17 protein-coding genes and 1 pseudogene are annotated in these 22,373 nt (G+C 42.3%); 4 read left to right on the plus strand and 14 right to left on the minus strand.

What is annotated here, in order from left to right; genetic code table 11:
- Window positions 1-842 (minus strand): annotated as a pseudogene (locus VB740_RS27305) (mechanosensitive ion channel family protein); the annotation flags it as partial.
- 1,058 nt (window positions 843-1,900) lie between these two features.
- Window positions 1,901-2,134, minus strand: a complete 234-nt coding sequence (locus tag VB740_RS27310; protein ID WP_229462252.1) for a hypothetical protein — start codon at window positions 2,132-2,134, stop codon at window positions 1,901-1,903.
- Between the two features lie 160 nt (window positions 2,135-2,294).
- Here VB740_RS27310 and VB740_RS27315 point away from each other — a divergent pair, with 160 nt between their 5' ends.
- Entirely contained in the window at window positions 2,295-4,496 is a 2,202-nt protein-coding gene (locus VB740_RS27315) for a flavin-dependent dehydrogenase (RefSeq protein ID WP_323202992.1), read from the plus strand.
- A 49-nt stretch (window positions 4,497-4,545) separates the two neighbouring features.
- Here the strand turns inward: VB740_RS27315 and VB740_RS27320 are convergent, their stop codons facing one another.
- From VB740_RS27320 to VB740_RS27350, 7 genes are all read right to left on the minus strand, one after another.
- Complete coding sequence (locus VB740_RS27320; RefSeq protein WP_323202993.1) at window positions 4,546-6,096, minus strand: hypothetical protein; 1,551 nt, start codon at window positions 6,094-6,096, stop codon at window positions 4,546-4,548.
- A gap of 912 nt (window positions 6,097-7,008) precedes the next feature.
- The gene (locus VB740_RS27325; protein ID WP_323202994.1) at window positions 7,009-8,508 is read right to left on the minus strand and encodes an Ig-like domain-containing protein; all 1,500 of its coding nucleotides are present in this window, start codon (window positions 8,506-8,508) and stop codon (window positions 7,009-7,011) included.
- A 171-nt stretch (window positions 8,509-8,679) separates the two neighbouring features.
- A complete protein-coding gene (locus VB740_RS27330) occupies window positions 8,680-9,453 on the minus strand; it encodes a TIGR03943 family putative permease subunit (RefSeq protein WP_323202995.1) in 774 nt (257 codons plus the stop codon).
- A gap of 70 nt (window positions 9,454-9,523) precedes the next feature.
- Entirely contained in the window at window positions 9,524-10,579 is a 1,056-nt protein-coding gene (locus tag VB740_RS27335) for a permease (RefSeq protein WP_323203012.1), read from the minus strand.
- 685 nt (window positions 10,580-11,264) lie between these two features.
- Window positions 11,265-12,272: a WD40 repeat domain-containing protein gene (locus VB740_RS27340; protein ID WP_416290741.1), complete on the minus strand. Its 1,008-nt coding sequence runs from the start codon at window positions 12,270-12,272 to the stop codon at window positions 11,265-11,267.
- Window positions 12,273-12,407: 135 nt separating this feature from the next.
- Entirely contained in the window at window positions 12,408-12,701 is a 294-nt protein-coding gene (locus VB740_RS27345) for a hypothetical protein (RefSeq protein WP_323203013.1), read from the minus strand.
- 466 nt (window positions 12,702-13,167) lie between these two features.
- A complete protein-coding gene (locus VB740_RS27350) occupies window positions 13,168-13,338 on the minus strand; it encodes a chlorophyll a/b-binding protein (RefSeq protein ID WP_094331136.1) in 171 nt (56 codons plus the stop codon).
- Between the two features lie 417 nt (window positions 13,339-13,755).
- On the opposite strand from VB740_RS27350, the gene ald reads away from it, so the two are divergent.
- Window positions 13,756-14,847 carry an alanine dehydrogenase gene (gene ald, locus VB740_RS27355; RefSeq protein WP_323202997.1) on the plus strand — a complete coding sequence of 364 codons (1,092 nt, stop codon included), beginning with the start codon at window positions 13,756-13,758 and terminating at the stop codon, window positions 14,845-14,847.
- 492 nt (window positions 14,848-15,339) lie between these two features.
- On the opposite strand, the gene dusB is transcribed toward ald, so the two are convergent.
- From dusB to VB740_RS27375, 4 genes are all read right to left on the minus strand, one after another.
- Window positions 15,340-16,395: a tRNA dihydrouridine synthase DusB gene (dusB, locus tag VB740_RS27360; RefSeq protein ID WP_323202998.1), complete on the minus strand. Its 1,056-nt coding sequence runs from the start codon at window positions 16,393-16,395 to the stop codon at window positions 15,340-15,342.
- A gap of 77 nt (window positions 16,396-16,472) precedes the next feature.
- Entirely contained in the window at window positions 16,473-17,306 is an 834-nt protein-coding gene (locus VB740_RS27365) for an Rpn family recombination-promoting nuclease/putative transposase (protein WP_323202999.1), read from the minus strand.
- Window positions 17,307-17,516: 210 nt separating this feature from the next.
- The gene (locus tag VB740_RS27370; protein ID WP_323203000.1) at window positions 17,517-18,002 is read right to left on the minus strand and encodes a hypothetical protein; all 486 of its coding nucleotides are present in this window, start codon (window positions 18,000-18,002) and stop codon (window positions 17,517-17,519) included.
- Between the two features lie 17 nt (window positions 18,003-18,019).
- The gene (locus tag VB740_RS27375; protein ID WP_323203001.1) at window positions 18,020-18,877 is read right to left on the minus strand and encodes an acyl-CoA desaturase; all 858 of its coding nucleotides are present in this window, start codon (window positions 18,875-18,877) and stop codon (window positions 18,020-18,022) included.
- Between the two features lie 172 nt (window positions 18,878-19,049).
- Here VB740_RS27375 and VB740_RS27380 point away from each other — a divergent pair, with 172 nt between their 5' ends.
- Window positions 19,050-20,279 carry a TetR family transcriptional regulator gene (locus tag VB740_RS27380; protein WP_323203002.1) on the plus strand — a complete coding sequence of 410 codons (1,230 nt, stop codon included), beginning with the start codon at window positions 19,050-19,052 and terminating at the stop codon, window positions 20,277-20,279.
- A 107-nt stretch (window positions 20,280-20,386) separates the two neighbouring features.
- On the opposite strand, the gene VB740_RS27385 is transcribed toward VB740_RS27380, so the two are convergent.
- Complete coding sequence (locus VB740_RS27385) at window positions 20,387-20,815, minus strand: hypothetical protein (RefSeq protein ID WP_323203003.1); 429 nt, start codon at window positions 20,813-20,815, stop codon at window positions 20,387-20,389.
- 616 nt (window positions 20,816-21,431) lie between these two features.
- On the opposite strand from VB740_RS27385, the gene VB740_RS27390 reads away from it, so the two are divergent.
- Window positions 21,432-22,295 carry an NmrA family NAD(P)-binding protein gene (locus VB740_RS27390; protein ID WP_323203004.1) on the plus strand — a complete coding sequence of 288 codons (864 nt, stop codon included), beginning with the start codon at window positions 21,432-21,434 and terminating at the stop codon, window positions 22,293-22,295.
- Window positions 22,296-22,373 lie beyond the last annotated feature (78 nt).

Below are 22,373 nucleotides of genomic sequence, written 5' to 3' on the forward strand. Positions count from 1 at the left end.
AAAACATTGCTAATAAAATAAACCCCAATAATCTGCACAATTCTAGGGGTATAAGTACTTACCCAAGCAATAAATTCTATTTCTGGAACAACAAGATTTACTATGCCAACATAAAGGACGTATTCCAAAGATTTTTTGAAGAGAGGAATTAAATGGCGTAAACGCTCGTATAAACGCAGTAGATTGTTAGAACTGGAGTATTTAAGACTCAGCGCGTCTAGAGTATCAACGATAGTAGCAACAGCTTTGACAATGAGTAAACCAACTGTGACAATAATGTATATTTTTAAGGCAATGTAAATATTTTTGGGAATGACTTCTGGGAGGTAGAAAAATTTAGTGCACAGGATAGCGGATGATATCCAAAGAGTATGATTAGTAATTCTTTTTAGGACTCTAAAAAAAGCCTCAGTACTTTCATCATTAGCCTTTATTTGATCGGCTTTTTTGGCATAATCGCAAACCCAATCGATACCCTGGTTTAAGGGCGCTATGCTAAATTTAACTAGAATTAGTAAACTCACAGTTTTTAAACTCGCCGTCAAGAGATTGAGCCAAAATTGAGTAGGAAGACTGCGAATAAGATTAAGTTGAAATTCCTGAAGGTTTCCACCTCGATAAATCACCATCCCATTCACACCAATCAGCACAAGACAGAGAATCACAGAAATTAAAATTAAAGTTCTGCTGATACTCCGGCGCAGGAAAGTGATATTTGCAGATATCCCTTGAAGCCAAGAAACTTTAGTGATCTGCTTAAAAATTGTGCCAATTAACCAGTTAAACAATGAGAAAATGAGTACTAAAAATACAACTTCACCCAGGATAATTAGTATATTCATATTTTGAGTATAAATATCATCAAAAAGGCAGTTATATCCCCGATTTATTGAATAAATCGGGGATATAGTAGCCCAGAAACCAAAATTAATTTTTTTAAACTCGTCTTTAGAAATCGACACCCAAACAGCAAACCGAAAGCGCGAAAGACTACCCAACGTTTTTTTAGTAAGATAAAGCCCTGCGATTAAGCTAACACCTCGGTTTGGAGTAGCGATTTACGTAATGCAGTTACTGCTTCTTTAATATTGCTCATCAATTACCTCTTTGATGTTTTTGAGATTTACTAGTTGCTTTTTATACCTAAATTCAACAAGCGAAACTAACAAAGGCTTGCTGAAGCTTTCCAGGTGCTTGCTGCGACATGTAAGTAGGGTTTTAGTTTCCTAGTGGTTATGGTTGTCATTGTTTAAGCTCTCCAAATCGCTTGGAATGCATAAGTAAGTTGGCGTAAATAATTATCGTTGGGATAAGGCAATAGGCAATAGGCAATAGGCATAAGGGTTTTAGCTGAATTCATTTTTCTTCATATAGTTTGAATTGATTGTGCCAACTTACTTAACACCACACTTTATGCTTCTTAAAATCTCAGACTTTTAATCAGAATGCAAAGACAGTTAAGACAGTTAAGACAATAAATAAGCTATATAAATTAATTAGGAATTTTTTATAAGTTTTACTTAAATATTTTTCAATGATTCGTGAAAAAGAATCATGTGTTCAGCGCCGATGATCGTTCCCAGATGAATCGATATAAAACATTGAAATTCCAACCCTTGGATTTACGTCTGGTAACTAATCTAGAAGGCTGACCGCTTTGAGTAATTCTATCCTTAGGCTGGGTTTGACGCATAGATTGAGTTTCTAGTGCCCAGTGCTGATATGGTTAAGTTAGTGCCTTCTGTGCCGTAAATGCAAAAATAGCAACCCAATTGCCAATTCCAGACATATTACTCCTATACCTAAAATGCGTAGGCGCAGCCCGCCGCAGGCATTGCCAACATTTAGGTGCAGACCTAGAAATCAATGCTGCAACAAAAACTTCATCATATACAAGGTTTTAGGAGAAATTTTCCCAGGATTGGGCAACTAATTGGGTCAACCAGCGACGTTGTTGCTGATCCAACAGGGAATCATCTGCTAGCAACTGAGCGGTTAATTCTTCCAAAGATTGACCCTGAGCACGGACAATTTTAATTACTCCAGCGATCGCACTGGCAACTAGTTCTTCATCAATCGGCTGTTGTCGCAGGGCAACAATTTCCTGGGGACTGTCTGGAATGGGATAATTCATGGCGTGGGTTTACAGAAATACAAAATGAACGATAAATTTGACAAATTCTTAAAATTTCTTCACTGAATCTTTACGAAAGTAATAGGGCGGAGTTTACCTTACTTTGTGCCTTCATAAAATCTGTCTTAGTGAGTAGATTGATCGGAGATGTCAGGAGACGATGAGAGAAATCCTTTATTTAGAAGTTCCAACTCCGGATATAGCAACTGTGCGTAGCTGGCTACAAACAGATTTTGAACCCGGTAATGGAAAAAAATTGCTTACCTCGGAAGGCTTTCGCCTCCAAATCCCCACTGGAACTACAACTGCTGGGGTGGCTCTTTCCGAAAACTTGCCTGCGGAACTTTCGGTATTTGTCTGGTCGGTGCAACGAACTACCTATTTAAAAGTGTTTCGTTGGGCAAACCAGCCCTTTCCCAATGAAAGACAAATCCTGCAACGGCTAACCAAGGAAATCAGAAGCCGTTTTCCGCATCATTACCCAGAACCGCCAGCGATTGATTTATCTAAGCAATCAATTTTTGCAGCGCTAGGCTCTGTTTACCCCCTTACCGTCAAGTATTTTCAGAAAATGCCTAATGGTGAATATGACCTAACACGTGCCTACTGGTGGGAACAACGATGGCGCGAAGGAGTACGGAATCCGCAGCAGCCGCGTCAGGTTGTGTTTTCCAGTCGAGGGGATAGGAGAGCAGGTACGGGAGCAGGGAGCAGGCTTGCCGTGAGCGTAGCCGAACGGGAGCAGGGGGAAAATTTCTCTCCTCTGCACCCTGCACCCTGCCCCCCTGCCTCTTCCCTCTCATCCCCCACTTATGACATCATCTACATCGGTGGCGCACTAGGCGTGATTCATGCAGCATTGATGGCAAAACTGGGATATAAAGTCCTGCTGGTAGAACGAATGCCCTTTGGGCGAATGAACCGAGAGTGGAATATTTCCCGCGATGAGATTCAAAGCTTGGTTAACTTGGGTTTAGTCACCCCCGCTGAGTTAGAAACCATCATTGCTAGGGAATACAAAGACGGATTCAATAAGTTTTTTGACGCTAATAATCCAACCAAACTGCGATCGCCCGTCCTCCACACACCTACAGTGCTAAATTTAGGCTTAGATTCCGAAAAATGGCTCCAAATGTGTGGGCAAAAACTGCAAGCGGCAGGCGGTGAAATCTGGGATGAAACAGAGTTTATCCGTGCAGATATTGATATATCACAGGTTATCCTGAAAGTCAAGCACTTACCCAGCCAGGTTGAAAAGGAAGTAAGTGGACGGTTGCTAATAGATGCAATGGGAACAGCGTCACCCATCGCTTGGCAATTAAATGGTGGTCGTGCTTTTGATAGTGTGTGTCCGACAGTGGGAGCGGCAATTGAGAGCGGATTTGAGCCGCAAGTGTGGGATTCGCAGTATGGGGACGTTCTTTATAGTCATGGGGATATTTCACGGGGAAGGCAGCTGATTTGGGAACTGTTTCCTGGGGCAGATGATGAACTGACGATTTATTTATTTCATTACCACGAAGTCAATGCTGAAAATCCCGGTTCCTTGTTAGAGATGTACGAGGACTTTTTCACAATTTTGCCAGAGTATCGCAGGTGCGACATGGACAAATTGGTGTGGAAGAAGCCGACATTTGGGTATATACCGGGACATTTTAGTGTGGGAAGTAGCGATCGCACAGTTGCCTTTGATCGATTGATTGCGATCGGCGATGCTGCATCACTCCAGTCTCCCCTTGTCTTCACCGGTTTTGGTTCGCTAGTTCGCAACTTAGAGCGTTTAACAACCCTGTTGGATACTGCTCTCAAACATGACTTGTTGAGTTTCCGCCACTTGAACCAAATTCGCGCTTACCAAAGCAACGTTTCCGTGACTTGGCTATTTTCCAAAGGCATGATGGTACCCACTGGAAAATTTTTACCACCCCAGCGGATTAACTCCATGCTCAACACCTTCTTTGGACTGTTGGCAGACGAACCGCAAGAAGTAGCAGATAACTTCATAAAAGATAGGTGTGATTGGTTAACCTTTAACCGCCTGGCACTCAAAGCAGCTAGAAAAAACCCTGCCTTACTTTTATGGATTTGGGAACTTGCTGGGCCTAGAGATTTAATGCGATGGCTTGGTAGTTATTTGAACTTCGGTCGCCATGCCCTCATTAGCGCTTTACTGGGTCCGTGGTTCGGGCGCTTCTTGAACCGGACAGGTTTTTGGCTAGAACCCCGGAATCCAGGCTTGTGGCTGTGGCTATTAGCAATTAATTATGCGATCGCCACAGGCAAACCGCGATCGCGCGCTCAAGTAGTAAAATCTAACCCAGAAGCCATAATTCCGAAGTCAGAAGTCAGAATTAGTCATTAGTCATTGGTCATTGGTCATTAGTATTAGACAAATGACAAATGACAACTAACTATTGACCTTTGGGGCGAAAATTCGGCAGTTCCACAGATGCCAATGATTTACGCCCCTTGGGTGGACGCTGGGGATAAACCACCGGCGAAGGTGAACTTGTATCATTAGTGTTATCACCTAATGACTCTGGGGACAAATCAGTTGCCGACAATTCCAACTGCGTCATTTGTGAAACTTCTGACCAGTAGTCTTCAGTTTGTTCAACAGGTGTCTCAATATGAGGTGAAGTAGGGGAAACTGGTAAGTTATTGGTTGGTGAGAGCAAAGAATCTGTCGTCCAAGAAGGGGAGATAGTTACAGAGGGATTGATTTCTGCTTCCAATTGCTCCTCCTGTGGATTTTCTAATTCTTTATCGTCTTCTAGGATTGTCGCTAAAGTGTCCCAGATAGGGGTATCACCCTGATTACTATCCACATCCGTTTTCGCCGCAGATGGTGGTGTTACAGATGCAGGCTGAGAGGTAAAAAACATTTGGATTAGACTATCTAATTGCTGATCTAAATTTGATGACTCAGAAGTTGAAACAGCTTCCGGTATATCTGGAGAATCATCGATTTTTGGAGATGGGGCGGGTTCTGCTGGTGTTGAGGTATTTTGCTTAACTGACCAGTTCCAAGAAGATGATGATGTCGGAGCCGATTCATTTCTTTGAAATGGGATTGGTGCTGACGGTTCGCCCCAAGAATTATCTAAATTATCCAAAGATTCTGGTTCTGCTGACCAAGGTTGAATTGGCTGGGCGTTAGGAAACAAAGATCGAGCTTTTCTAGAAAATCTTCCTTGTCCACTAGTTATGTCTTTAGGATGTTTTGCAGTATCGTCTAGGGAGTCATAGTTAGGAACCGATGTATCTAAACATTTTTCTAAAGCTGCTTTAAATTGCAGCGTCTGGCGTTGTTGTCGCATCAGTCTGGTACGTAACTCCCGACAAACAGTTTCTGATTGCAATAACTGCTGAGACTGTTCGCTGTTGTTAGTGTGTAATAACGTACATTCTCGCTCTAACTGGGCAAGGCGTTGTTGGCTAATTTGTAGCTGTGCTTTATAAGTATCAGTGAAAATTTCCTGGCTTTGAACAGTTTGTACAGCAGCTTCTAATTGTTGAAATAAGGTCTTTATCTGTTCTTGAGCCGCAGCTAGTTCTTGAGCGTGTTGGTTGAGCATCGACTCAGTAACGCTGGAACGCGTTTTCTGCCACTGCAAAACCTTTTCTGACTCAGCTAGGTTGTCTTTTAGCTGCTCTACTTGTTCATACAATTTATTATTAGCCGCACGCAATTCTTCGTTCAATGCCAGCAGGTTCTGAAATTCCGAGTCAATAAGTGCTTGTTTGCCGCTTTCAGGCTCTGCAACCCAGTCCTGCTGGGTGGTATCTTTTGAAAATTGTGTATCTTCAGCTGGCATGAGGAGTGGCATTTTTTTTACTGCCATATTGTCATTAGGCACAACTGAGTAAAAGGGACAACTCGCCTGCTCCGATTGTGGCGAATTAGCAGAATTTAGGGATTCCATCACAGCCCCCTTGTTTGAGGTGTCAGCTTCATTCATCACTTTTGACCCACCTGCTTAAAAATATTCAGCAGTGCTGGCATTAGCATTGCTTATGAACTCTGTCTAATCAGGGTTTGCTCTAGAAGCTAAGTTTAACTCTCTCCAAGCACCAGCAATTAATTATCAATTGGTGTTCCCCATTTTGTATCTAGACTGATGCCGTTATAACACTATGATGCTCTTTCCCGTCAAGAAGAAACGGAAGAGGATTCGGGCCGCCTCTGGGGATCGGAGGAAAGAAAAACCCAATTCTTAACAACTAAACTATATTGGCTGATGAAGTTTTTCTAGATAAAAAAACTGTCTCACCATATAAATTATTTCTATAATCGCATCTGCCCTTACTACATACATTTATGAAGTATATTTTAATACGCATTTGCTCAGTTTTTTGATAACTTAGAATTGAACTCAGTACCACTATCTACTATTCAATAATAATTCTGTAATCTTGAGCGTAGGCGTAGCCCGCCGTTGGCGAAGCCTCTCGTAGAGAAGGCATCGCTATTTAATATCAGCAAACAACTAAAGCTTCTGTCTGAAGTGCAATGTTAAGGAATTGTAACAAATAAGAGTAAATACTTGTAAAAATTTATTTAAGAAGTAACAACTTTTTAAGTTGCTTAACAATCTTCCAAGTAAACAAGGGGCTGACCGCAGAGTAACCCAACATTTCCGTGGCTCTGTTGGGTTACGCTTTGCTTAACCCAAGCGTATTGTGTTATCAACAAGATTCCCGACTTCTTTAAAAAGTCGGGAATTTAAAGATTTTCAATGAAGAAGCAGTTCTTGAAGGGGACACAATGCTTGGTAAATTACTACTTTCTAGTAGGAAACATGGGTTTGAATCCCCATATAAATTATTCCCCCTGCTCCCTACTCCCTACTCCCTACTCCCTTACCTCTATTTCAAGGTAACCACCGGGGACGAAATCCGGCTAAGGGAAGTTGTTCTGGTCTAATTTCAACAGTCGCAGCATCAGCGATGGGTAATAGAGGCATTAACCACAAGCTACTGGTTGCGATCGCATCTCCATCATCCGTTTTTAAAGTGTTTGTAGGTAACGATGCTGGGGGGTTTGCCTGCGGTACTACTTGGTCAAATAACAAGCCCAAACCGTCGGCAGATAAACTCATTTGCACATTCCGTTGAGCGGGAGGCAGTACTAGTAGTGGTTTCTGTTGCCCGGTTTTCAGATCAATTGCCACCACATAAGGCTGTTCTATGTATTGTTCCTTGGATACTAGCTGTGTCAGCAAGCAATAAAGGGTGGGTGAGGCAACATCAAATTGGCAGCTGAGAATTGAGCCTGTAGTTTTTAATAGTTGTTTCTGCACACCTTGGTTTGTCACTAAAAACAAATCTCGCGTGTAATCTGTATTAAACTTTACCATCGCTGCTTGAGAGCCATCTTTGGAAAAAGCCTGTACCAAACCAAACTGCGGCAGAAAATCTAGGGGTTTACTGGCATCACCTTGCAGTGGTAGGATGGCTGCTCCCTGTCCTTGGGCAACTGCTACGGCTTGGCTATCTGGTGTGATCGTAAAGTCTCCCCCAGGTTGGCTTTCCAAACGTTTAGGGGTGGGCTTTTCTGCTGAACCGTCACTGGTTGCTGGCATAAACCATAGTCCAAAGTCGCCGGGATTATTTTTATTGCCCCGCTGGATCACTATAGTTTGACCATCAGGTGATAAGTCAAATTTCAGGTTTTGATAATCTTTACTATCTAAAATCAGGTCAACTCTACCTGCTGGTTCTACTTCTTGTTCAGATTTACTAGGAACGCCTGTTGTCACTGTGTACAATTGGGCTGAAAGTAAGTCTTGGTTGTTAGCAGCGCGAGCAGAAAATAAAATTTTCTCCCCATCAGGAAAGGACTCAAAGTCCATTATTATCAGGTCTTTAGGGGTAAGTAGTCTTTTTTGCTCTTGGGTTAAGTTGTAAAGAACTAATCGCCCCTGTTCTTCTTTATCGGTTCCTATGTAAAGAATGATGCGATCGCGTGTGCGGAAGCTACCAACAAAGGGCTGTATTACCCGATTTTTGCCTTCTTGTTCAGCAAACTGATCTTTAGCTCCCTGTAACTGCACTTTATAATTCGTGCCATAGGGTGCTGGTGTCACCAGTGTATAAACCATCCGCCGCCCAGCCCAACTGAATTTACCTGCTAGGGGTGGCTCGATTTTTAAGTTCTCCTCTACGCTTTTTACTTCCATTGGGCGGCTGAAGGTGAGGGTGAAGGAGGTATCTTCTGCCCCAATTTGTTGATTTTGCCAAGTAAAGTCCCGGACACGGGCAGTTATTACATCACCTTGCATTATGATTAACCCAATCAGCACACTCAGCAGTAGCATTAGTGCGATCGCTATCCGATCCAGTGGTTGGATAAATGCTTTGGATTTAGTCATTGGTTATTGGGCATTGGGCATTGGGCATTGGGCATTGGGCATTGGGCATCCCTTCCCTACGGGACGCTACGCGTTAGCGGAGCTTTTGATTTAGCGATACGCTCAGGGCAAGTGGGCATGGGGCATAGGGCATTGGTCATCTACAAATGACAAAAGACAAATGACAAATGACTAATAACTATAAGGATTTTCCGGTTGAGGAATCTTTTTCAGAGAGGTAGCGGCAATAGTAAGTTGGCGTTTATCTGCCAAATTTTCTGTCATCATTTGTCCTTCGACTTCCAGCCAGGTATCAGGGGAGTAACGCTCTTGATTATTTTGTAGTTTGACGGGTAATCCCACAGGGTAAGCATCTGCGGCACAACAAGTTAAGACAAATCGCGCTAAGAATAAATATTCTTTTCCTATATCCGGCGGGTGGATGACAAATCCCTGCACCTTGACTTTTTGTCCTGTATATGCATCTGGCTCTGGATAGACATTGATTGTGCGTACCCAGTCTACAAGCGATCGCTCTTCTGGACGAACAGTAACCCGAAAGGCTTGGGGTTTGACGCGTGTGCTTCCCAATAAATCAGCCGTCACACCCCTTTGGAGTGCTTTGTCACTAGCAAAAACTTGCGGTGTAATGATAAAACCTAGAATCGCTGTAGTCAACAACAAAGCACTGCCCCAACCAGGGGGAAATAAACTAATATGCTGCATGTTTGGCGTAACATCACGGCGACGCCGTTGCCAAAGTTCCTGCATCTTAAAGAAACCAATAATGATGAAGCCGATACCAGCCACAATCACCAACCCAAAAAAATTTGGGTGAATCAATAGGTTCAGCTTGTTAGTTTGCCAATATCTCAACATCAAAACACCCCAAGCTGTAATTGCTAGGGCATCCAGCCAAGGGAATAATAGATTGAGGATTTTAGATTTGGGATTTTTGTTAGCCATTAATCATTAGTCATTAGTCATTGGTCATTGGTCATTAGTCATTAACAAAGGACAAATGACAAATAATTTCTTAAAAGACGTACAAGTTCAGGAAAAGAGTAAACAAAAATGTCAATTGTGCTGCTAAAGCAAATAGGTAAAAGATAGTTTTGGGTTTAAAGATAGATAACATCAAACCAACACTCTTGATGTCAATCATTGGCCCAAACACTAGAAATGCCAACAATGAACCACTACTAAAGGTGGAGGCAAAAGATAGGGCAAAGAAAGAATCGACTGTAGAACAAATTGACACCACTACTGCTAATATCAGCATGACCACAATTGAGGTAATGGGGCCAGCTCCCAAACTGAGAATTAATTCGCGGGGAGCTAGGACTTGAATAGCAGCAGCGATCGCACTTCCTAAAATCATCACTCCACCCAATTCCCGCAATTCTTGGATGCTATTATCCACGACTAGGCGCAGTTTATCTGCAAGCGGTTTATTTGGATTAGAACTTGCGGTAGTAGCCTGTACGAAATTCGGATCTATCCGTAGAGGCATACCTGGTTTTCCTCCTAAGATATAAGTCCCAGATTGCAACAGATTTGGTACTGTTGCTTCCTGTTGTACTTGATAACGCTTACCACGGCGTTTGGTTTCAGGCTGCGCGGGTGGATTAAACTTCATATAACGAGCGATCGCAGGTTGGACTATGGGGTTTAAGTCCTTTTGAAAACTGAAAACAAAACCGATAATTGTGGCAATTGCTAGGGAAAATACGACTCGTAAAATCACTATTTCTGGCTGATCTCGAAATGCTGTCCAAGTTGCCCAAATTACAATTGGGTTAATTGTTGGTGCTGCTAGCAAAAAACCAATTGCGACTGGTGTGGGTACTCCCTGCATTAAGAACCGCCGTGCTACCGGTACATTCCCGCACTCACACACTGGAAATAAAAAGCCGATCATGCTGCCAACTAAAGCACCCAGCAGGGGATTTGTGGGCATTTTTTCTACTAATTTGCGCTCATCAACAAAAAACAGCAGCAAACTGGAGAATAAAACCCCAAGAAGCAAAAAAGGCATCGCCTCGACTAGCAGACTTAAAAATATTGTAAAACCATTGTTCAGTTGATTCATGGGCGTCGCAGTCAAAAGCGGTTTTTAGTTTTAGGGTTCTGCCTAGCCATTCTATCGAAATGGGGATCAAAAACAGTTCGGGAAAATTAAACATCATTTAAGTAGCAATTTGTCTTATGTTTCAAGTAGCGTTTAAGCGCTACAACCCTTTGCTTCAGCCAAGATAGTGATATTTACCTGAGTGCATTTACTGACGATGACCATTTCTAAGATTGTCTAAGTTCAGAAATTGTTCCGATCTAGAGGGCAAGTAGCTGCATAGATGATTTAGAATTACCTATGTTTATACTTACAGTAATTTGCTGGAGAAGATATTAGCTCGGCTGTATTTTCATCAAGTATTTACAGTTATTCAACAATTGGGGTAGGCGTAGCCCATCGTAGACATCGCTCTTGGTTACTACCATCATTGATTTTGGCTAGTTTTGGCAAAATTTTATCTAAGCTCTGGTTGATTTTCTACTATAAAAACTCTAAAAATGCAAGACAAGATTTTAGCAGATACGGTAAATGATTGGGGGAGTTTTTCGGCATTAGCGATCGCCTGACTTTCTACATGGCGTGAAAAGTAGAGTGATCGCGTCGCGAGTCACTAAGCCTCGAAAGGACAGACAAGCATATCCCCGACTTTTAAAGAAGTCGGGGATATAGCCTACTAGCTCACAATTATTTTGTACGATCGCTGTTAATTAGGTTTTCGTGGAGTTCCCCAAATCTTGATTTGTCGATCAAATCCACCACTGGCAAGAATTTTGCCATCAGGACTAAAAGCGATCGCACTTACCCAGTCTGTATGTCCACTTAGTGTATTTATTAACTCACCTGTAGTTAAATTCCACATTTTAATCCCATCTCTGCCGGCACTAGCAAGGGTTTGACCATCGGGGTTAATAGCGATCGCATTTACCCAGTTATTATGTCCTGTAAGAGTGCGGACTAATTCTCCAGTATTAAGATTCCACACTTTGACTGTGCGATCGCGGCTTGCACTAACTAATGTTTGTCCATCTGGTGTAAAGATCACAGCGCTAACACCATTAGAATGAGCTGTCAATTCACTAATTAATTGACCAGTACTCAAATTCCACAGCTTGATTACACCCTTATTGTCACCACTCGCCAAGGTCTGCCCATCAGGGCTAATGGCCAGAGTATAAATCAAATTATCAAAACGGACTAGAGTTCCTAAAGGACGCTGCTGTAGCAAATCCCATATCCGAATCCCATCCAAAGCTCCACTGATTAGAACTTTACTATCAGGAGACACCGCTAAAGATAATACGTTGCTGGTATGTCCGACAAAAGAACGGGTAAATTTAAAATTTTTCAGGTTCCAGAGGTTAATTGTATTGTCATTACTACAACTAGCGAGAGTTTGCCCATCTGGCGAAATCACTAAAGATTCTACGGCTGTTTGGTGTGCTTTGTTAATATTCCCCAACTTCTTGCCGTTTGCTGGATTCCACAGGCGAATTACACCCTCGTTTTCTGCACCTCCACTCACAAGAATCCTGCTATCTGGACTAAAAGCGAGGGATTTAACGGTTCCGTTATGTCCTTTGAGTGTGTTGAGTAGTTGAGCATTAGCAAAGCTGTTGGTAGTTTGGAAGTTTGGTGTTACCTCAATAGCAGCATGAGCTTCATAAATATAAAACCCTTCCCAAGTACTCACTGGAAGGGCAACAGCTGCCATAAATGCCAGGATAATATACGGCCGCAGAAGATTACCCCCACCTCTTCCCTCACTACTCACTCTTTTTCCTCACTTTTATAGATACGGTTACTCCAATTAATTTTGCAGAGTTATTAAGTAATAACTCTGCACTTCCTAAAGAGGTGGTTTTTTCTTAGAAACGCTTAACATTGGTAAAGGTGGACTAGAAGAACGAGAGGGCAAATAATGTTGCACTACAGGCTCTTCTGGTAGAGGACGACGCTGCTGGAAACGCCACAATTTAAAAGCTAGCGCTATCCCTGTTGTTCCTAAACCAAAAGCGAACAACGACCAGCTATCATTCAATCCGCCAATCAGGGCATCTATAGCGCCCATCGTAATCAATACACTGATTAGTGGCTCTTTTCGGTAGGTTGACTTCAAAAAACGAGGTAATACAGCATTCATCACAGCTTGGTTGGTTCCAGTTTACCTTTCGTGTATATTTACTAAGAATACCTCACCCGTAATTTGCCTCTCTCATCTAAGGCAGACGCTAATTATGATTTTCTCTATTAGGGGAGGAAGTGGACTCATGAATCGCCTTGTATATATTAGTAGACTATGGCGGAAGTTTGCCTACCTTTAATTATGGGATTTTGCCCCTTGCCAAGTTTTGTTAATTGACATAGTGGCTGGATTTCCGCCGTACTCTACTAGTTTCAAGACTATAATATATCTATCACCAATAAATCTTTTGATTCCTCTCTTGCTTACATTCTAGGGCAATAATTTACGAATAAGTCTAATTAATGTATTTGGGGTGAAGTACTTGGCTAACAATTGTTAAAGTCAAAACCAACTGGTTGTTCCAGCTGGTTAAAACTCTCTTAAATACTAGCTTACAACTTCTACCTTATTCTTGTTAGTGGCACTACTTTAGACCCAGCCATGATAGCACCCCTTGATTAGTGACATATTCAATCACCAGCAGCAAAGCGAAGCCAATCATTGCAGCTCGACCATTCAAGCGTTCAGCATATTCGTTAAAGCCAAACTTTGGCTCCTCTAGTTTAGGTGTAATCGTTGGTTGTGTTTGTGTCATTTTTAAGAAACCTTTTTTCGGCGAACGGGACTTGATATTAGACTTCGCATTAGTTGTCGCGGATAAGCGGTAAAGGTTAAAGGAATTGACTGGTTCTTTTCGCCTTAACTTTGACCCTCCACTTGGCAACTTATAAGCTGATTGCAGTGCTTGAATGCCAAGATGACTTGACAAATTCAGCAAAAGCTTTCTAGTAAAGAGCTATACAATCGCTCTTTTAATAAATTGTTACTATTCTTTATATATTGTATAAACACTGGGGCAATAGTCAAGAGCTTGAATTTAGGGCTACTCAGATTAAATTGAAAAACTTAGAACTGAGATTAGCTATCTGTAATACAGCTATCTGTAATAGATCAGTAGCAAGCTTAAGATTGGCAGGCTAGAGTTAAACAAAAAAATTATCAGAGGCTATATATGGAAATTGGCGTTCCCAAGGAAAATAAGGATCAAGAATTTCGTGTAGGTTTAAGTCCTTCTAGTGTGCGGGTGCTGCGGGAGAACGGTCATAGCATCTTCGTCGAGACGCAAGCAGGCAATGGTGCTGGATTTTCAGATGATGACTACAGAATTGCTGGAGCCGAGATTGTCCCAACATCAGAAACGGCTTGGAATCGGGAATTGGTTGTTAAAGTCAAAGAGCCATTAAACTCAGAGTATAAATTTTTGCAAAAAGGACAGATATTATTTACTTATTTACACTTAGCAGCCGATCGCAAATTGACAGAGCATTTAATTGATTGTGGCACAACTGCGATCGCCTACGAAACCGTAGAACAACCTGGTGCTAACAGACTACCCTTGCTCACCCCCATGAGCGTGATTGCCGGTCGGCTAGCAGTACAATTTGGGGCCAGATTCTTAGAACGTCAGCAAGGTGGTAGAGGTGTACTTTTGGGCGGTGTCCCTGGAGTTAAACCAGGAAAAGTAGTCATTTTAGGTGGCGGCGTTGTCGGCACAGAAGCAGCTAAAATTGCCGTGGGCATGGGTGCTAGCGTACAGATTTTAGATGTGAGTGTCGAGCGCTTATCTTACTTAGAAACCCTATTTGGCTCTAGAGTCGAATTGCTTTACAGCAACTCTGCTCATATTGAAGCCGCAGTCAAAGAAGCCGATTTGCTCATCGGTGCAGTTTTAGTATTAGGACGTAGAGCGCCAATATTAGTATCTCGTGAATTGGTCAAACAAATGCGTCCTGGTTCTGTAATAGTTGATGTAGCCGTTGACCAAGGCGGTTGTATAGAAACTTTACACCCTACATCCCACACAAATCCGGTATACCTTGAAGAAGGTGTGGTGCATTATGGTGTTCCTAATATGCCAGGAGCAGTACCTTGGACAGCAACCCAGGCACTCAATAACAGTACATTACCTTATGTTGTCCAATTGGCGAATTTGGGAATTAAGGCACTGGAAGTTAACCCAGCATTAGCTAAGGGTGTGAATGTGCAGAATCATCACTTAGTGCATCCGGCTGTGCAAGAGGTATTCCCTGACTTGGTAAATTAAGGTGTGTAAGGATTAGGCGATCGCTTATTTTAATAGAGGTAGCGATCGGTAATTAGACTAATTTTCTTGCCAAATGCGCGGATGGGTAGGTGTACAAAATTAGAAGGGGCAAAAAAGGCTATATGCTCCTTCTATACAAGACTTTGAGGGCGATAGTACTTTCAAGCCATCCGCGCACCTTATGGGGAATGGTTTTCAGCGATTTGCATCTTGTGTTATGACTATTGCCTGTGTTATGTTTTCCCATTCGCGCAACTGTACCTTGAAAACCAAATACAGCAAAGCTTTCAGACGCCAGCGATTGCAATTAATCAAAATCCCTATTAGGGATTGAAACAGGCTACGATCCTGATATTGAAGAAGCTAAAACTATTGCAATTAATCAAAATCCCTATTAGGAATTGAAACCATTGTAATCTCCAACTCCATCCATCATCGTCTCACTTTTAACAACCACGAATCTCAGCCCAAACTAGCGATCAAATCAACTATTTAAAGCATCACCAAACTACCTTCTGCTTCTTCCTGTAGTTCATAACCATTAGCCAATTTTTCAATTGCTTGATCAATCATTGCTAAACCTTGATCTACCTTTTCAACCAAACTTAGCTGTCCTCGAAGTTCGGCAGCACCAACGAAACCCTTAGCATACCAAGTCATGTGCTTACGGGCTTGACGTACACCGCGATCGCCTTTATATTCCCACAAGGCTTGTAAATGATCTCTTGCACATTCCAAACGCTGAATTGGTGTAGGTGTCGGTAATATCTCCCCAGTTTTCAGGAAGTGATCAATTTCTCCAACCAAAAATGGATAACCTAAAGTCCCACGAGAACACATCACACCATCAGCGCCAGTTTGTTCTAAACATTTCACTGCTGCTTCAACAGAAAAAATATCTCCATTCCCAATGACTGGGATAGAAAGCACTTCTTTTACACGCGCAATCCATTCCCAACGGGCATTGCCATTATATCCTTGGGCGCGGGTGCGTCCGTGGACTGTGATCATTTTTGCCCCGGCATCTTCCATCCGCTTGGCAAAGTCGAGAATAGTAATTTCGTTGTCATTCCAGCCAATACGGGTTTTTACTGTCACAGGTACATCAACAGCTTTTACCACTTCCCGGACAATTGCCTCTGCTACTTCTGGTTGCCGCAACAACGAAGAACCACCACCATTTTTAGTGATTTTATTTACTGGACAACCCATATTAATATCTACAGTATCAGCACCTTCTGCAACTGCCTTTACTGCTGCTTCTGCTAAAAAATCTGGGCGGCAATCAAATAATTGAATGCTAATTGGGCGCTCATTTGGGTCTACCTCCATAATTATGGGTAGCTGCTTGACATAATGCAATCCTGTAGCATTCACCATTTCGGTATACATCATCGAATCTGGTGCATAGCGACGCACAAGACGGCGAAACACCATATCTGTCACCCCAGATAGAGGCGACTGGAGAACCCGACTTTTTACCTCAAATGAGCCAATCTTTAAAGGTTGGGAAAGTCTAGCTTGGAGAATGGGAGAGAGCGAAATCATAATAAAAAATAAAAAATTAATGGGAATGGAAAATAGCAGGAATATTTAGAGGTATCTGCGTCAGTGCTAATTGTAGGTTACGTATCCTGACTTGGAGGCTGTTTCTGCATTTCTTGCTGAATCTCTTCTAGGCTCAAACCTAGCTCTTTCGCTGTTTCTTCAAAACTCAATCCCAATCTCAACAACAAAGGTATCATTCTAAACTTTTCTTCACGCGCTCCTTCTTGTTTGCCTTCTTGTTTGCCTTCTTGCTTGCCTTCTTGCTTGCCTTCTTGATAAACTCGTGTTTGTTTCAAATCGCTTAACCCAAACATACCTTCAATCTCCTCTCGACTCATTGTCGGAAACTTGTAAACCAAAATTGTCTCTATCAATTCTAGTAACTGCCGCCGTTGTGGTTCAATGTTGATTTCTTGCTGGGTTCTGTCTATTAACTGCCTAGCAGATGTAATTGCTGTCTCTTCTTCATCGACCACTAATTTCATCGTAGCAATTCCAACTGGCAATGATGCAGTTTCACCTAATTCATTAAGATAAATGCGACTGATGCGCCCACTTGTGAAAATTTCACTGTAATTCTTGATATCTGCTGTATCTAGGGTGCGATTGGGATAGATAACTACTCCTCGCCAAGAATTTTTAGGTTTATTTTGGCGTAAGTATAAATAAATTTCTGAAAATAAGCGGGAATAAATTTCTGTGTCGGTTTGAAACTGGACTTCAACAAAGTAAATCGGATTCTCTTCCCCTTGTGTTGGCAGAAAAACACCATCTATACGGAATGCAGTTTGCTTAATTTCAATTGAGGAGAATTTATAATCCTCTGCGGTTTGGGGTGGATTACCAATTAATTCAAAAAAGATACTAGGAAGTTCTTGAAAAAGGCGGTAAAAAATGCTGTCAGTTTTCACGCTTGGTTTATTGCGCTGATTGAAACCGTTAGATTTTACCGTAAATTAGCTAGTAACAGATTTGGTTTAATTAGACTTAATAGACATCTCCGAAAAAGAATGTAGAGACGTAGCAGTGCTACGTCTCTACAAGGGTTCTGGGTAACGCATATTTAATTTCTGGAGATGTCTAATAAAATGGGGGGCAATTTCAGTTATATATATGTTATGTCAATTTGTAGATAGTTTACTACGCAACTTTTTCAATACAAAACTAGACCACAGCAAGAAACCTATCAGTAACAGTCCCATAATTCCATCCAGCCAAATTAGGCTATGTATTTTCAAAGACATGGGAGCAACCATCGGGAAGAGATAATGGACTGGACTGGAGATACTAGTGATTGAGTATAAGGCTAATAAAAAGTACGCTAACCAAAACATATCTTTGGTGTAAAACCAATATCCCAACAGTCCTACTGGAGTCATCACAATCACAGTACTAATTACTCCAACAGAAGTGAACCACGGTGGGCCGGGATATCTACTTAAAAATATTGCATTGTCTATGTAGTGTAGCCAAGTAGAAATGAGGTTGAGTGTGATGATAGCTAGCAGAATCGTCTGGCGAAACCTAGAAGTATTAATCATCATGTAAATATGCAAGTAAAAGTTTATTAAGCCGACTACGGGAAGCAATCGGCATAACAAATTCATGATAATTTAGTTGCAATTTAGCCGTTATTTGCACCTTGAGGAGGACGCGAGACAACTTTTTTGGCTAAACCCAAAGTCTGCAAAACTTGGATGCTCCACCAAGTAACATCAATCTCCCACCAAGACAAGCCAGATTTCGCCATGTGGGGATAGGTATGATGGTTGTTGTGCCATCCTTCTCCATAGGTAACGATGGATACCCACCAAAGATTACGAGCGCCATCATCAGCATCAAAGGTGCGATAACCCCACAGATGTGATGCTGAGTTCACAAACCAGGTTGAGTGCCAAAGCAAGACACATCTGAGAAACACTCCATAGAAGACAAAAGACCATCCCCCTAAGGCATAAAGCAGCAGCCCAAAGGGTATTTGCAACAGCAAGAAGTAGCGATCCAGCCAGCGATAAAAGGGTTGTCTTGCTAAGTCAGGAGCATATTTTTTATAGGTGTCATAATCAAAAAATTCTGGACGCGGGTAGAAAATCCATAGCATATGGCTCCACCAAAATCCTTTTTGGGCAGAGTAGGGGTCTAGGTCAATATCTTCCGTGTGGGCGTGATGCTGGCGATGTCCACCTACCCAAAAAATTGGCCCGCCTTGCAAAGCCAGCGCTCCAATGAGGGCGATCGCATACTCTAACCACTTGGGAACTTGGAAACTCTTATGGCTCAGTAGTCGGTGATATCCCAAGCAAATACCAATGCTCCCGAATAACCAGTGCAGAAACACTAGCAAACCTAATGCTGGCCAGGAGAAAAACCAAGGAGCCAGAAGTGCTAAAGCATGAAATACACCAAAAAATACCACATTTATCCACCTGAGTTGAGGTGAATTGCCTCTCTCAGGAGCGATCGCCCCAAAATTTGCGGTCATAAAAATTCCTGTTGATGGATGATCAAGCGATTTGCTTTTTCTTAGGCATAATCCCACAGAGATTTACCCGCCCTGTATACTAGTCCGTTACAGTAGAGCAAAGCAAGTATCACTTACATTTGTTATGCTAGCAGAAATCTGATATCCGTGCAAGTGCCACTTGCATTTATTTATGTCGTCTCAACTTGTTTCCACTCGTCAACGCCTGATCCAAGCTGCACTTGAGTTGTTTTCTGCTCACGGAGTCAGCGCTACCACAACCCGCCAAATTGCTGAAAAAGCCGAAGTTAATGAAGTGACTCTATTTCGGAATTTTGGCAATAAGCATGGACTGCTTTTGGCTGTGCTGGAAGAGTCCGCAGCTTTCAAAGATTTAGGTGAGTCGCTGGTGCGGCGGGCAACGCCTCCCGGCAATGTCTACCAAGCTCTTAAAGATTATGCAAGTGACACTTTACATACATTAGAACGAGTGCCAGAGTTCGTCCGGTCTGTGGTAGGTGAAGCCGACCAATTCCCGGCAGAAAACCGCCGCGCACTAGGTAGGGGAGTAACAGAGGCAAACCGCTATGTAGCTCAGTATTTAGCTACTGTAATCCAGCAAGGGCACTTAAATACCTACTTACCGGCAGAAAAATTAGCCAGTTTGCTAAATGGGATGATCTTGGGATATGCCGTAATTGAGTTCACTAGCGAATTTCACGAACTTTGGGAGGATCGGGATGATTTTCTGGAAAATTTGGTGGAGTTGTTTTTACATGGAGCCATGTCATCTTCAGCAGAATCAGCAATCAACTCCTTACAAGGAGGTTTTAGTACCACAGAAGTAGCTGATTTGCCTGCTAGTTTAGTTCACGAAATTTTGCAACAAGCCAGGAAAGGGGGAGTACGAGATTATGCCTTGGCTTATGTGTTATTTGGGGCTGGATTATCTGCCACGGAAATAATTAGCTTGGAGCGATCGCACCAAATCTATGATACTCAAGGGCACTTTTTACAAATTACAATTCCAGGGTTTGTCCGTCAAGTGCCTGTGAATCAGTGGATTTTGGGCAAACGCTACGGCTCTTTTACCAATAATCCCTTAATCAAATGGCTGAAAAGTCGTAAAGATGCTCAAACAGCCATGTTTTTGAATGAAACAGGCAAACCCCTCTCAGAGTCAGAGCTTGAGACACGTTGGCAAGTATGGAGTGAGGGACTGTTAACTCCCCAAGGACAAACGCCAGCTATATCACAAGCACAACAGACTTGGCGTGTAGAAATGTTAATGCGGGGAATCAGCCTGGAAAACCTGATTATTTTAACAGGTTGCGATCGCGCCCAATTACAACCTTATGTCCGTCGAGCCAAAGAAAAAGCTGCCCTTGAGCAAGCGACTCGATTGGATCATAAACCAGGATAAAGAGTATCAGATGGCGTTCTTCGATGCAGAGCCAGTGACCGAATAATTCGTAATTCGTAATTCGTAATTCGTAATTAAGAATTCATTAGCATGATGCAGTTAAACGATTAAGGTAAAACAACAGAGGTTTCTTTACCATTATTATTGTTCTTTGCACCATTTAAGGTTGTAGCTGTACTCTCAGATGGGGGTTGGGTGTTGCTTGAACGGCGTGATAATTTCTTGCGTGGCTTGCCTCCCGCCTGCATATATTGCAAACTGTCTTTGCCATAATGGGTTGCCACACTCATTAACATCTTTTCAGAGTAGCCGCGCAATTCTTCTTCAATTAGAGAGAGGCGACCTGCCATTTCATCCAGGGTAGAGAGTAAAGTGTTGTATGTAGATAGCTGGGTTTGCAAGTTTTGGATGCGGCTGTCGTAGTCTGTCAAATTTAATCCGTTGCCAAATTTTAGCGTCGGGCTAATTGATCGCATTCCTGCAATTCGACGGAGAGCGTTTTCCAGAGTGGGTGAACTGCGTTTTAGTCGTGCCATGAGATGCGCTCCTGAAGGAAGTTATAGGATTACTGCATATACTCTAGCCAAGGCAACAATAAACTTCTCTGAGAGATAATTCGGAAAAATTAAAGCAAATTAAGATCGACCTAATTATTTTTAGTGGATTGTACTGAGAGATTTATTAAAACTGTCAAAAAAGTTACCTTAAATCAGCAACAGGTACTTCAAAGTCGTTTTAAGGTACTTCAAAGTCGTTTTAAGGTACTTCAAAGTCGTTTTAAGGTACTTCAAATTCGTTTTAAGGTACTTCAAATTCGTTTTGAGGTACTCCAAAGTCGTTTTGAGGTACTTCAAAGTCGTATTGAGGTACTTCAAAGTCGTATTGAGGTACTTCAAAGTCGTTTTGAGGTACTTCAAAGTCGTTTTGAGGTACTTTGAAATCGTGTCGGAGTATTGATGGGGTTTCCTTAGCTCAACTCAACTTACAGCAAAGGCGATCGCGCACCACATAAGTAAGTTCAGTAATCAAATACCAACTTCTGACCCTAAGTTGGTAACTGGAGTTTAGACTAAAATAAATAGTTGGGCTGCTTTAGTGCAACACTGCACTTTTCCTATACTTCTTCCGTACCTATCGTTCTTGATTTTTCCCATGCACATCATTCTTGGTGGCAATGGTCACGTTGGTTCTGCTGTAGCACAAACGCTGTTATCACAAGGTGAGCCAGTAACCATTGTCTCACGCAGTTCTGCGTCTATTCCTGAATGGCAGAAGCGCGGCGCGATGGTTGAAGTTGTAGACGTGCATAATACCGTAGAACTACGCCGCGTGTTTACAAAGGGTAAACGTCTTTTCCTGCTTAATCCACCTGCTGACCCGGCGACAGACACAGATGTTGAAGAAAGAAAAAGCTTGGCATCCATTCTGGAAGCGATAACAGACTCTGGCTTAGAGAAAATCGTTGCCGAATCGACTTATGGAGCGCAGCCCGGTTCTCAAATTGGCGATTTGGGAGTGCTTTACGAAATGGAGCAGCAACTCGCTGCCCAGTCTATACCATTTAGTATCATCCGCGCTGCCTACTATATGAGCAATTGGGACTTATCTTTACAATCAGCTAAACAGGATGGCGTAATCCATACCTTCTTTCCAACCGATTTTACATTGCCGATGGTAGCCCCACGCGATATTGGTCAGTTGGTAGCGCGTTTGATGACAGAGCCAATAGAGAATACAGGGCTACACAACATCGAAGGTCCAGAAAGATATTCTTCGCTCAACGTTGCTTTATCGTTTGCCAAAGTTTTACAAAAACCAGTCAAGGTAGTGGAAACTCCGCGTGACCAGTGGATAAAGACAATGCAGAATATGGGATTTTCAAACTCAGCAGCAGCATCTTTCTCCAACATGACAACCCTTGCGATCAAAGGAGAGATGCCACCCCACGATTTTGTTACACGAGGAGTAGTTTCATTAGAGAGTTACATCGCAGAACTAGCGTATTCTGTTGTTTAACTCATCGCTCCTTCTCAAGTCGATTGATTTCATTTCGAGGTGCATCGCTCTCTCAAATCGATTGATTTCATTTTGACC

The organism is Nostoc sp. UHCC 0251, from assembly GCF_034932245.1.
GTDB lineage: Bacteria > Cyanobacteriota > Cyanobacteriia > Cyanobacteriales > Nostocaceae > Nostoc.